Origin of the sequence: Peptoclostridium acidaminophilum DSM 3953, from assembly GCF_000597865.1 — a bacterium.
GTDB classification, from domain to species: domain Bacteria; phylum Bacillota; class Clostridia; order Peptostreptococcales; family Peptostreptococcaceae; genus Peptoclostridium_A; species Peptoclostridium_A acidaminophilum.
Window position 1 is genome coordinate 1,512,727 of the sequence record NZ_CP007452.1, and the last position, 12,060, is coordinate 1,524,786.

Annotated in this window: 13 protein-coding genes and 1 riboswitch; of the genes, 4 read left to right on the forward strand and 9 right to left on the reverse strand. The window is 42.3% G+C overall.

All coding sequences use genetic code 11. The features are described 5' to 3' along the window. Nucleotides 1–59: 59 nt before the first annotated feature. On the reverse strand, nt 60–965 hold the full coding sequence (gene metA / locus EAL2_RS07565) for a homoserine O-acetyltransferase MetA (RefSeq protein ID WP_025435796.1): 906 nt from the start codon (nt 963–965) through the stop codon (nt 60–62). A 184-nt stretch (nt 966–1,149) separates the two neighbouring features. Next, a riboswitch (SAM riboswitch) is annotated at nt 1,150–1,256 on the reverse strand. Between the two features lie 188 nt (nt 1,257–1,444). Between metA and thrC the strand changes: the two genes are divergently transcribed. After that, a complete protein-coding gene (gene thrC / locus EAL2_RS07570) occupies nt 1,445–2,926 on the forward strand; it encodes a threonine synthase (RefSeq protein WP_096325242.1) in 1,482 nt (493 codons plus the stop codon). 91 nt (nt 2,927–3,017) lie between these two features. Then, the gene (locus EAL2_RS14795; protein ID WP_025435798.1) at nt 3,018–3,383 is read left to right on the forward strand and encodes a LapA family protein; all 366 of its coding nucleotides are present in this window, start codon (nt 3,018–3,020) and stop codon (nt 3,381–3,383) included. A 40-nt stretch (nt 3,384–3,423) separates the two neighbouring features. Here the strand turns inward: EAL2_RS14795 and EAL2_RS07580 are convergent, their stop codons facing one another. From EAL2_RS07580 to EAL2_RS07590, 3 genes are read right to left on the reverse strand one after another with little or no spacing between them, the layout of a single operon-like run. Then, nucleotides 3,424–4,065: a regulatory protein RecX gene (locus tag EAL2_RS07580; protein WP_025435799.1), complete on the reverse strand. Its 642-nt coding sequence runs from the start codon at nt 4,063–4,065 to the stop codon at nt 3,424–3,426. A 9-nt stretch (nt 4,066–4,074) separates the two neighbouring features. Beyond that, nucleotides 4,075–5,520 carry an RtcB family protein gene (locus EAL2_RS07585; RefSeq protein ID WP_025435800.1) on the reverse strand — a complete coding sequence of 482 codons (1,446 nt, stop codon included), beginning with the start codon at nt 5,518–5,520 and terminating at the stop codon, nt 4,075–4,077. An 18-nt stretch (nt 5,521–5,538) separates the two neighbouring features. Further along, nucleotides 5,539–5,952, reverse strand: a complete 414-nt coding sequence (locus tag EAL2_RS07590) for an archease (protein WP_025435801.1) — start codon at nt 5,950–5,952, stop codon at nt 5,539–5,541. A 270-nt stretch (nt 5,953–6,222) separates the two neighbouring features. Here EAL2_RS07590 and EAL2_RS07595 point away from each other — a divergent pair, with 270 nt between their 5' ends. Beyond that, nucleotides 6,223–6,618, forward strand: coding sequence for an adenine nucleotide alpha hydrolase family protein (locus tag EAL2_RS07595; protein WP_025435802.1), 396 nt, complete (start codon nt 6,223–6,225; stop codon nt 6,616–6,618). A gap of 119 nt (nt 6,619–6,737) precedes the next feature. Next, the gene (locus tag EAL2_RS07600; protein WP_025435803.1) at nt 6,738–6,998 is read left to right on the forward strand and encodes a hypothetical protein; all 261 of its coding nucleotides are present in this window, start codon (nt 6,738–6,740) and stop codon (nt 6,996–6,998) included. Nucleotides 6,999–7,078: 80 nt separating this feature from the next. On the opposite strand, the gene EAL2_RS07605 is transcribed toward EAL2_RS07600, so the two are convergent. The 5 genes from EAL2_RS07605 to EAL2_RS07620 form a co-directional block, all read right to left on the reverse strand. Beyond that, the gene (locus EAL2_RS07605) at nt 7,079–7,657 is read right to left on the reverse strand and encodes an HD domain-containing protein (protein ID WP_025435804.1); all 579 of its coding nucleotides are present in this window, start codon (nt 7,655–7,657) and stop codon (nt 7,079–7,081) included. A gap of 69 nt (nt 7,658–7,726) precedes the next feature. After that, nucleotides 7,727–7,882, reverse strand: coding sequence for a DUF5714 domain-containing protein (locus tag EAL2_RS15720; RefSeq protein ID WP_278246850.1), 156 nt, complete (start codon nt 7,880–7,882; stop codon nt 7,727–7,729). A gap of 59 nt (nt 7,883–7,941) precedes the next feature. After that, nucleotides 7,942–9,117, reverse strand: coding sequence for a WG repeat-containing protein (locus EAL2_RS07610; protein ID WP_025435805.1), 1,176 nt, complete (start codon nt 9,115–9,117; stop codon nt 7,942–7,944). A 17-nt stretch (nt 9,118–9,134) separates the two neighbouring features. After that, nucleotides 9,135–10,595 (reverse strand): WG repeat-containing protein, encoded by a 1,461-nt coding sequence (locus EAL2_RS07615; RefSeq protein ID WP_025435806.1) that lies wholly within the window; start codon nt 10,593–10,595, stop codon nt 9,135–9,137. A 116-nt stretch (nt 10,596–10,711) separates the two neighbouring features. Continuing rightward, nucleotides 10,712–12,025, reverse strand: coding sequence for a DUF4139 domain-containing protein (locus tag EAL2_RS07620; RefSeq protein ID WP_025435807.1), 1,314 nt, complete (start codon nt 12,023–12,025; stop codon nt 10,712–10,714). Nucleotides 12,026–12,060 lie beyond the last annotated feature (35 nt).

Here is a 12,060-nt window from a genome sequence, read left to right on the forward strand (position 1 = left end):
TCACATTTATCTCTTTTGTAAAGGCCAATTTTCAAAAAAACCTTGAAATCAACGTATTTTTAAAGTACATATGGTGTTTCCTGATACACGTAATAGTTTAGCCAGTTGGAAAACAGCAGGTTGGCATGCGACCTCCACCTGACAACCGGCTGATTTGACGGATTGTTGTCCTTGAAGTAATTTCTTGGAATCTCGATTTCAAGTCCCTTGGCAACATCTCTGTCATACTCTCCTTTTAACGTACAAGGATCATATTCCGAATGGCCTGTTACGAATATCTGCTTGTTGTCCCTGCTTTCGACAATATAAACACCCGAATCAGGCGACTCGCTTAAGATTTTCAAGCCTTCTACATTCTCGATGTCCTCCCTTCTAACCTCTGTATGCCTTGACTGCGGCACATAGAACTCATCGTCAAATCCCCTTGTAAGCCTGCTGCTTCCGTCGCTGATAACATGCTCAAATACGCCAAACATCTTTTTTTCAAGAGGGTACTTAGGAACTCCATAGTGATGGTACAGCCCTGCCTGTGCGCCCCAGCATATGTGGAGAGTCGAAGTCACATTGCGCTTTGAATAATCCATTATCTGCTTTAGCTCTTCCCAGTATGTCACTTCCTCATAATCCAGATGCTCTATGGGCGCGCCCGTTATTATCATTCCGTCAAACCTTTGATCTTTTATTTCATCGAATGTGTGGTAGAACGCGTCAAGATGCTCCCTTGAGGTATTCTTGGATTCATGGCTCTCAGGATGCAAAAGCGTAAGCTCCACCTGAATCGGACTGTTGCTGAGAAGTCTCACAAACTGTGTTTCAGTCTGAATTTTTGTAGGCATAAGGTTTAGAACTGCTATTCTAAGAGGCCTTATATCCTGTGTATATGCCCTCTGTTCGTTCATTACAAACACATTTTCCTCTTCCAGTATTTTTTGCGCCGGAAGCCCTTCTGGTATTATTATTGGCATCTCATACATCTCCTTTAATTGTTTACATATATTTTTTATTTTTTTGATTGTCCCCCAGGAAGCCTGCATTAAAAACAGGCAATAAAAAAAAGCCAATTCCGAAAGTCAGAAATGGCTTTTATACACTAACCAATCAATGTTCCTCCAAGACGGCGGATTCACTGTGTCTATGCATAAAACCACTTTCTCATCTTCCAGTAAAATAAACACTGCAGGAATTAGCACATTTCCAGCTATGCTGGTTGTTGCCGGGCTTCACAGGGCCTGTCCCTCCGCCGCTCTTGATAAGAATTGGTTATTAGTATTAATTTTTATTTATCCTAGTATAATTGCGTTTTTGTCTCATGTCAATATTTTTTACATTGCTTTGCTATATTTTGTGCGAAAACACTTGTGCGCAATCTGAAATCAGTATATTATATGTTGTAAATATCAATAAACAAAATAATAAAATCATATAAAAAAACGGGGTGGCGAAAATGAACATATTCTACAAGAGCACTCGCGGCGGGGAAAGCGGAATAAGCTGCCCTCTTGCCATAGTAAAGGGGATAGCTAATGACGGCGGGCTTTTCGTACCGGATCACATACCTGGCATTGATGTTGACTTTGAAACACTCAAAGACTACAGCTACAATGAGCTTGCCTGCTACATAATAGGCAAATATTTCCCGGAGATTGAAAATCTAAGGAGCTGCATAGACAGCGCGTATGACGACAAGTTCGACTCGGATTCAAGGGTGAGCCTAGTCGAAAGCTGCGGCGTAAGCTTTCTTGAACTCTATCACGGGCCTACCGCAGCCTTCAAGGACATGGCGCTTTCCTTGCTGCCATATCTGATGACAAGCTCAATAAAGCAGCTCGAACTCGAAAAAGAGGTTGTAATACTAACTGCAACCTCCGGAGATACCGGAAAAGCTGCTCTTGCTGGATTTGCAGGCGTGCCCGGCACAAAGATAATAGTGTTTTTCCCAAGTGACGGCGTAAGCAGCATACAGAAGATGCAAATGGTTACTCAAAGCGAAGACAATACCTTTGTATTCGGAATAGAGGGCAACTTCGACGACGCCCAGACAGGCGTCAAGAAAATATTCGCCGACAAGGAGCTGGGCTCGTATCTTTCAGGGCATGGCTACATGCTGTCTTCGGCCAACTCAATAAACATTGGCAGACTTGTGCCTCAAATAGTATACTACGTGCATTCGTACCTTGAGCTCCTCAAAAACGGCAAGCTGTCGAAGGGCGACAAAATAAACTTCGTAGTGCCAACAGGCAACTTCGGCAACATCCTTGCCGCATATTACGCAATGCAAATGGGCATACCTGTGAACAAGCTCATATGTGCGTCAAACGAAAACAACGTGCTTACAGACTTCCTTACAAGCGGAACTTATGACAGAAACAGGCCTCTTATAAAGACAAATTCTCCGTCAATGGACATACTCGTTTCAAGCAACCTAGAAAGGATGCTCTACCACATGAGCGGCGGCAGCGAAGCCAAGGTCAAGGCCTTCATGGACAAGCTGGGCAGCGAAGGCGTGTACTCCATAGACCCTGAAATCAAGTCGAATCTTGATTTCATATACGGTGGCTGCGCGTCAGAAGACGAGACATTAGAAACCATAAACAATGTCTACAGGGAATGCAACTACCTAATGGATACGCATACGGCAATAGCCTACAAGGTATACTCCGACTACAAGGCATCAACGGGCGACTCGACATACACGGTTATAGCTTCAACAGCCAGCCCTTTCAAGTTCACAATGAGCGTTGCAAACGCCATAGGCGAATCCGGCGGCGAGGCTGACGAGTTCAAGCTGATGTACAGCCTGTCTGAAAAAACGGGTGTGAGGATACCAAGAGGTCTGGATGGAATAGAAAAACTGAAGATCGTTCACAAGACTACATGCAAAAAAGAAGAAATGAAGGATGTCGTGAAAAAATCACTCGGACTCTAGTTCCACAAAAGCTAACAAAATAGATATCAAAACCGCATAATGGGTATATAACAAGCATAGAATTCCATTTAATATAAAAGGGAGTGATATTATGCAAATATGGTTCATATTTTCGCTCGTGTTCGCAGTGTTTGTAGCTCTTTTCGCGGTTTTGAATTCTGAAATAGTAACCATAAGGGTTTTGTGGGCCAGATACGAGCTTTCGCAATCTGTTGTTATATTGATTTCGGCGGCCTTCGGCGCTCTGGTAACATACACAATGAGCCTGTTTGGAAAATTCAAGTCAAGCATGAAATCCAGGGAAATCAAAGGCTCTGTGTCAGTGCTCGAGAAACAGGTTAGAACGCTTGAAGAAGAAAACAAGAACTATCAGATAGAAATAGAACGCCTCAAGGCGCAAGCTCATGCCCTTGAAGCATCAAAGGAAACGCAAATCGGCGAGACGGGGAATAAATAATTCCTCGCTCGCCGTCTTTATTTGCCTTAAGATAATTTTGTTAGTCAGTCTCTTTTTTTGTGACTTTTCTGAGCACCTTCATCACTATTTCATACGAATAGCCTTTCCTCGAAAGAAATCCCCCGAGCTTTCTGAATATTGCGTCGGGCTCGTCGTTTTTGTAGCTTCCCCTTAGCTTTTTCATTGCAAGCTCCAAAGCAGCCTCATATTCCTTTTCATCACTAGTCAGCTCTTCGACAACGCTCTGTGTGACTTCCCTGCTTATGCCCTTCTGGGAGAGCTTCATTTTCACAGCCCTGCTCCCGTCCTTCTTGGAGCTCAAGAGACTCTGCGCATACATTCTGGCAAAACCCTGATCATCCACGTAACCCCTCTTCTTGAGCTCGCTCATGACGTCTTCTACAAGCTCCGCGCTGTATCCCTTTCGGCCGAGCGAATCCTTAAGCTCCTTTTCGCTCTTCATCCTGTATGAGAGCTGCCTCAAGGCTGAATCCATGGCTTTCGCCCGTTCCTCATCCTTGAAAAGGCCGTCGATATCCTCCTTGCTAAGAGTCTTGCCTATATTTATACCATTTTGCACTAAGACATCCTCGTGCAGATCGGCTATGTGCTCTTCGTCTGAATACAGAGACCACACGCCCTTTGAATATTTTTTTCGTTCAATTCTGGTTATTTTAATCATAATTAATATCTATCCCTTTATGACCATAAGCGGCCTTAGTTTTGCTACTTTCTTTGCTATGCCGGCCTCGTGCACCACATTTACTACACTTTCCACGTCCTTGTACGCCTGGGGAGCCTCTTCTGCAATCCCCTTTAGCGAACCGGCCTGAACGTGTATGCCCCTGTGCTCGAGCTCATTTATTATGCTTGTCGCGTCGACTCTCCTCTTGGCCTCGCTTCTCGACATCTGGCGCCCAGCCCCGTGGCAGGACGAACCGAAAGACAGCTCCATGCTCCTGTTTGCACCCGCAAGCACAAATGACGACGTACCCATGCTTCCTGGGATTATGACAGGCTGACCTACATCCCTGTAGTCCTTTGGTACCTCAGGATTGCCCGGGCCGAACGCCCTGGTAGCGCCTTTTCTGTGGACAATCACCTTTTGGAGCTTCCCGTCTATAATGTGTGTCTCTATTTTTGCAATATTGTGCGCCACGTCGTAAAGCAACTCGAGGTCTTCAAGCTTTCCTCCAAATATATCCCTCCACGCCAGCCTTACACCGTGCATTATGGCCTGCCTGTTTGCCCAGGCAAAATTTGCAGCGGCCGCCATTGCAGCAAAATATTTCTGGCCCTCCGGCGAGTCAAACGGAGCGCAAGCCAGCTCCCTGTCCGGAACGACTATGCCGTAATCCCTCATTTTACCCATCATGATTTTGATATAGTCAGTGGCTACCTGATGCCCCAATCCTCTCGAGCCCGTGTGTATAAGCACAGTAATCTGATTTTCAAACAATCCGTAAGCATTTGCGCATTCCTCGTCATATATCTCTTCAACCACACCCACCTCGACAAAGTGATTGCCTGCGCCCATTGTCCCAAGCTGGTCTTCTCCTCTTTTCTTGGCTTGATGCGATACCATTGCCGGATCGGCATTTTCCAGGCAGCCGCGGGACTCGGTGTGGTCTATGTCCGCTTCAAAGCCATATCCCTTTTGAACCATCTTTTGGGCTCCGTGCCTAAGCACCTCGTCCAGCTTAGCTTCCGAGAGCAGTATGTCTCCACCCTTGCCGACTCCGGAGGGTATCGATGTATAGATGGCTGCTCCGAGGAGCTTTATCCTGCTTTTGATGTCGCTTAGCTCCAGCTGCGACTTGACAAGCCTGACACCGCAGTTGATGTCGTAGCCTATGCCTCCGGGGGAAATGACGCCGCTCGGCCACAGAGTAGCCGCTACGCCACCTATTGGAAATCCGTACCCTTCATGCACGTCAGGCATTACTATTGCCGCGCTTTGTATTCCTCTCAGAGTGGCAACATTGACAAGCTGCTCTATGGATCTGTCCTTTAAGACGTCATCGAGCATCTCCCTTGTGGCGAATATCCTTGCGGGGACGTTCATGTCACTTCGGAAACTCTTATCTATCTCCCACATGTAAGGGGCTTTTTTCTTCATGTCGGTTATTTTTATCAAACCCGAACACTCCTTTCCCTATATGTCAAATACTATTACACTTTCGTAATTCCCTTGACTGTTTTTAACAACCTCTGCCTCATGGTATGTCACCGCCTTAATATCCTCGTCAAACTCCTCGACCCTTCTCCCGTGCAGCACAGCTTCCAGCCTTGAACTGCTGAGGCTTTCTATTTCAATCCTGCTGAATATGTTGTAGTGCGAGTGAGTCAGCAACAGCACCTCGGATAGAAAATCAACAAGCAGGCACGTATAGTCCATAGATTCGACGCAAATCCGCCTTTCAAATGATTCCGGCAAGCCTTCTGCGGCCCCGCCCGCTATTATGCTGTTCATACCATCGAGCGCCGCCTTGAAAAGCTCCTCCATGCTGTCAGCTTCTACCTTCAGCCTGATATCGCATATGTGCTCCAGATAGCTGTATCTCCTCATGAAATTCTCCTTTAAAAAGCAATCAAAAAGTCAATAAAACTCAACACATTAATTATACCCTTTAATTCGATCAGCAAATTCAATCAAAATATAATTATTATCAATGGCTGTTTCTGTTTAATTTATATTACCCCGGTTATATATATAGTGTGTACTTTTTATGTACAAATTGTGTTATGATATACTTGGATACATTTTTATCAATGCAAATGCAGCTTAATATGTTGCAGGCGATCCAAATCCAACTATAACTTAAAAGGAGTATTCGATATGACTAAAAAGGTCATGGTTTGTGTTACAAAACAAAAAACATCCGAAAGACTTATCAAAAGCGGCTATAAAATTGCAGGCCCAGAAGGGGAGCTCTATGTGCTCCACATAACCGGAAAAGATTTATCACTGGCAAATTGCGAAGTAATACAACATCTGTTTGACGTTTCAAAGAAATACGATGCCCAAATGAGTATACTTCACTCTAAACATGTTGCCGAAACTATAAAAAAATTTGTCAGTGACAACGATATTAACGCCATTGTGCTCGGTGAATCAAATGAAGAATCAGTAAAAAGCGACATGGCACTTAAAATTACCAGCGGCATGCCCGATACGGTGAAAACATACATAATACCCATGTCTTACAGCTATTTGGATAAGGACGTAGTTTAACCCGCCTAGGGCGGGTTTTTTTATATTTCCAGAAAAATTGTGATTTAATTGTTAATTTTATTGGGTATATTATTAAAGTGAAACTGTCTAAGTATAAAATATAAAGGGAGGTTTCTAATATGGCTGAAACAGTAATTATGGGAATAAAGATTGGACACAGGGAAGAGGATGCTCTAAAGGTTCAAAAGCTTCTTACAGAGCATGGCTGCATAATAAAGACAAGACTTGGACTCCACGCAGCTCCTGAAGTTGCCAACGCTTGCAGCTCAATAGGACTCGTGCTTCTTGAGTTCTTCGAGGACAAGGCAGACGAAATCAAAAAGCTAGAAGATGAGCTTGGTAAAATTGAAAGCGTATCAGTTAGCAAAATGTCTCTTTAAACTGAATTGCATCTACTAAAAAAGCCGGCTAAGCCGGCTTTTTATTTATATATAACTACATATGAGTTCTTTTGATTAAATCATTTTGCTATACCATCAGACAGTCCAAACAGCTGATCTACCGTCACTACAAATTCGCTGTACATTTTGGAGCCGCTAAGATCCTGAAGGCTTTTCACAAGCTCCCTGTAATACCATGCCTGGCTCTCAAAATCAGCGTTGAATATGCTCCAAAAATCCATACCCTTTTCAACATGATTTTTCAGCATGCTCCTTGAATTGCTGAGCTTGTCGGCGCATGACACCAGCTGAATATCCCTGTGTGCTGTCTTGAGGAAATTGATTGTGTGCATTTTCCTTGTCTCCCATGGTATGCTCATCCTGTCTTCTAGAATTTCAGATGCACCAATCACGGTTTCGCATATTTTAGCTCCGAATTTGTCATGAAGCTTTGAAACACTAACATCCGTATCCTCGAGCACGTCATGAAGCAGACCCGCAGCTATGACACTGCTTGAGGCTCCATTTTCCTGGAGTATCATTGCTACCTCTACAGGATGCACTATGTACGGTATGTTCGTCCCTTTTCTGAACTGATTCGAATGAGCCTTTGAAGCAAACTCCAAGGCGTTGTTAACAATCTCATATCCCTTGCTCATAATACATTTCCCCTTTTAGAACAGTGAATGTAGAAATATTATAATATATAATTGCTAGGATGTGTTAGATTATTTTTTTGATTTGAAGTATGGGCATGCCAAACCGGTGCATTCCTTGTTCTTGGCTTTGAAACTGCACACAGGTGCGTAGTTTTCATAATCGTACAGCTTTACGCCAAGCTTCTTATCCACAAATCCTGAGGCCTCCTTTATTGCTGTAAACACATTCCTCTTTCAGCATCTTGATCCTCCTAGGATCCCTATAGAATTGCAAAACACCACTCCTAAAGAGTGGTGTTTTGCAATTTATTTTTTTCCTCATTTGGCTGTCCTTCGAAACGCCCTACTACATGTTCAAATCTAGGCTCAATGACAAAATCTCCATCACTGTCTATATAGCCCCACTCGTCATCAATCTTTACTGCTGCCAGACCTTCCTGAAAAAGATCCACATCATCAAACTGAGGCTCAATGACAATATCCCCGTCGCTATCTACATAGCCCCACTTGCCATCAATCTTCGCTGCCGCCAGGCCTTCTTTTATAAAACTCAGGCTGTCAAATTGAGGTTCGACAGTAAAATCTCCTTCATCATCTATATAGCCCCACTCGCCATCTATCTTTGCAGCCGCCAAGCCCTCATGGAAAAAACTCAGTCCCTCAAATAGCGGCTCTATTACAAAGTCTCCCGTTCTGTCTATATAGCCCCATTTGCCATCATAGTACACCATCGCTAAACCTTCAGAAAAATCCCGCGCATATTCATATCGGGCTTCTATTACTACATCGCCTTCCTTGTCTATATAGCCCCACTCATCTCCGATTACCACCCTAGCCATCCCTTCGCTAAATGTGCTTATCCCATCAAATCGCGGTTCTATGACAAAGCTGCCTGTCTTGTCTATATAGCCATATTTGCCGTTAGCATTCATTCCAGCTAAACCCTCCGAAAATACGCTCGGATAACCGAATCGAGGCTCAATCACAACCTCGCCCCTCTTATCTATATAGCCATAGGCTTCCCCAATTCGTACAGTTGCAAGTCCGTCACTGAAATAGCCTATATAATCGTATCGGGGCTCAATTATTCTGTTCCCCATCCGGTCTATATATCCTTGCTTTCCTTCCAGCTCTACTCGTGCCACGCCTCCCTCGAAGTCTTGTACAAAATCATACTGAGGTTCAATAACAATATTGCATTCACCGTCTATGAATCCCCATCTACCACCAATTTCCACCGCAGCCAGACCTTCCGAAAAACTACTTACAGCGTTAAATTCCAGCTCGTTTACAGCATTCCCTTTCTTGTCTATATAAAACCATTTTCCATTTTTCTTTACCGCAGCCAGGGCTTCTTCTTTTTTATCTAGTATCACATCTGTGTTTCCATTTTCAAAATGAATAAGAGTGCAAGCCGAGCATAATATACAAACTATCAATGTTACAATTGCCATCCTCATGGCTTTCACCCCTTCTGCTATTCCAGGTTTTCGAAACGCCCTACTACATGTTCAAATATAGGCTCAATGACAAAGTCTCCATCGCTGTCTATATAGCCCCACTCGTCATCAATCTTTACTGCCGCCAGACCTTCCTGAAAAAGATCCACATCATCAAACTGAGGCTCAATGACAATATCCCCGTCGCTATCTACATAGCCCCACTTGCCATCAATCTTCGCTGCCGCCAGGCCTTCTTTTATAAAACTCAGGCTGTCAAATTGAGGTTCAACAGCAAAATCTCCTTCATCATCTATATAGCCCCACTCGCCATCAATCTTTGCAGCCGCCAAGCCCTCATGAAAGAAACTCAGTCCCTCAAATAGCGGTTCTACTACAAAGTCTCCCGTTCTGTCTATATAGCCCCATTTACCATCATAGCGCACCATCGCTAAACCTTCAGAAAAATCCCGCGCATATTCATATCGGGCTTCTATTACTACATCGCCTTCCTTATCTATATAGCCCCACTCATCTCCGATTACCACCCTAGCCATCCCTTCGCTAAATGTGCTTATCCCGTCAAATCGCGGTTCTATGACAAAGCTGCCCGTCTTGTCTATATAGCCGTATTTGCCGTTAGCATTCATTCCAGCTAAACCCTCCGAAAATACGCTCGGATAACCGAATCGAGGCTCAATCACAACCTCGCCCCTCTTATCTATATAGCCATAGGCTTCCCCAATTCGTACAGTTGCAAGTCCGTCACTGAAATAGCCTATATAATCGTATCGGGGCTCAATTATTCTGTTCCCCATCCGGTCTATATATCCTTGCTTTCCTTCCAGCTCTACTCGTGCCACGCCTCCCTCGAAGTCTTGTACAAAATCATACTGAGGTTCAATAACAATATTGCATTCACCGTCTATGAATCCCCATCTACCACCAATTTCCACCGCAGCCAGACCTTCCGAAAAACTACTTACAGCGTTAAATTCCAGCTCGTTTACAGCATTCCCTTTCTTGTCTATATAAAACCATTTTCCATTTTTCTTTACCGCAGCAGCAGTCATCTTATTTTCAAAAGAAATATAAACTGTTCTATTATCTTCATTCCAGTAAACGGTGGCTCCTGTGATTTCACTTATAAACCGCACAGGTACTATAGTTATTCCATTTACTATTTTAGGAGGGACATCCAATTCGATTTCTTTTCCATTAACCATTGCCCTGTTGCTGTTAATTTGCATTTTAATTTGAGTGTCATTCTTAACTGCGCTTATTTCTTTAACAGCATCATTCCACGTAACAGCCATCCCCATTTTCTCAACGATTGCCCTTATAGGGACTAGAACTCTTCCCCTATCAATGACAGGCTTAACCTCAAAAACAATCTTTTCTCCATTGATATCCACATATATATCTTGGCTTTCTGCATAAACAATATGGAGTGCAAAGAAAAAAAAGCTTATTAATATCGTCAACATTATTCTTCGCATTGCAATCACTCCTAAATAAGATATCTTCCCCTGTCATCCAAAACAATTTCCGCATGCAATTAAATCTCGCTGTTTTTACATGTATACCCTTAAATAACGAGCCTGTTACAGCTTTTTTATTTATTATCAACTTCAATATGAAAACTATTGTCAACTCTGTATTTGAAATCAATCACCTTTTCACTATTCGGCAGAATATTTACTATGAATTTAATATGATCAACAGTAATTTTAATATATTCCTCTGTTGTAGCAATTATTTCCCAGCTTTTATCTGCATCCATATATTTATTAACATGAAGAATTATTTCCTCATCTTTATAATTCGAAATTATGAATTGTTCCCTGTAATGCTCAAAGCCATTTACCTTTTTATGCTCTATTACTTTTTTTTTGCATTTGATATTAAAAGCATTTCCTATATACAATTTCATAATATCTCCTTGATGAATATGTTCTATGGCATCCTCACCCACAAATTCAAGGCTGCCATCTTCATCATCTTCTTTATAGGCCTTTATTATACCTTTTGGCAGAGGTATTCCTAATCCTTTCTCTGCTTTGTTTTCTATCTCAATAATGACTTTAACTTCATCTTCATAACAATCAAAATCATAAGAGTAATACCTCTCATACGAAACATCCATGCAGTTGATAAAACTGATTTGCTTGTCTTGGTTATCTTCTAGTGCTGTAGGATTCTGCAATGAATATGCATGATATTCACAAAATGATTTTTTTGAGAAACTGTTGGACACTTTTTCATCACAACTCATAATCCCAGAAAATTCACTATGTGATTTTTTTTCGCATCTATTAACATCACCGGCAATAAGCTTAATTTTTGCATTTTGGAATGAAGCTCCTGAGTTATTGGAAATGTTTACCCAACCAACCATATTCAATGATTTTTCCTTCATTTCTATTACATAATTAGCAATCCATGATAGTCCCTTTGTCAAATACGAAACCTTTACCTCTTTTGATTTTAAAGGACTTATTTTCCATATCAGCGCCGGTTTAACTATTAATCCTCCAGGAAGTTCAGGCAAAACAATCTCTCCAACTGGATTAAGCAAAATTTCCTTTGTTTCAGCATTCTCAAGTGCAATTCCACCCTCTGTGCTTAGAAGTCTGCATTCGGTCTTTATTTTTTCATCCTTGTCATATAGATATACTATTCTATCCATATATTTTTCCAAAAGCTTCTCCCTGCTGACTAAGTCATAATCATAGTTGAATTCCTCAATATCGATAAATTCGACAATAAGAGAGTCTGTTTCTATCTTTCGAGCAACATCCTGAAATTGAAGCATGTTCTCGTTTTCATCAATATTTATTTTCCGTTTTTCCTTTACCATTCCGAATCCATCATTATATATAGTAATGGCTAAATCCGTTGTTTGATCAGAGCTTGAAATATATGTCATTGACAACAACCTCCCCCATATTGATTTGTTACTAT

Coding starts and splice junctions, on each gene's coding strand:
- EAL2_RS07580 (WP_025435799.1), bottom strand. CDS start 4,065: ATGATTAAAATAACCAGAATTGAACGAAAAAAATATTCAAAGGGCGTG.
- EAL2_RS07590 (WP_025435801.1), bottom strand. CDS start 5,952: ATGAGGAGATACAGCTATCTGGAGCACATATGCGATATCAGGCTGAAG.
- EAL2_RS07620 (WP_025435807.1), bottom strand. CDS start 12,025: ATGACATATATTTCAAGCTCTGATCAAACAACGGATTTAGCCATTACT.
- EAL2_RS07595 (WP_025435802.1), top strand. CDS start 6,223: ATGACTAAAAAGGTCATGGTTTGTGTTACAAAACAAAAAACATCCGAA.
- thrC (WP_096325242.1), top strand. CDS start 1,445: ATGAACATATTCTACAAGAGCACTCGCGGCGGGGAAAGCGGAATAAGC.
- EAL2_RS07600 (WP_025435803.1), top strand. CDS start 6,738: ATGGCTGAAACAGTAATTATGGGAATAAAGATTGGACACAGGGAAGAG.
- EAL2_RS07605 (WP_025435804.1), bottom strand. CDS start 7,657: ATGAGCAAGGGATATGAGATTGTTAACAACGCCTTGGAGTTTGCTTCA.
- metA (WP_025435796.1), bottom strand. CDS start 965: ATGCCAATAATAATACCAGAAGGGCTTCCGGCGCAAAAAATACTGGAA.
- EAL2_RS07615 (WP_025435806.1), bottom strand. CDS start 10,595: ATGCGAAGAATAATGTTGACGATATTAATAAGCTTTTTTTTCTTTGCA.
- EAL2_RS07610 (WP_025435805.1), bottom strand. CDS start 9,117: ATGAGGATGGCAATTGTAACATTGATAGTTTGTATATTATGCTCGGCT.
- EAL2_RS14795 (WP_025435798.1), top strand. CDS start 3,018: ATGCAAATATGGTTCATATTTTCGCTCGTGTTCGCAGTGTTTGTAGCT.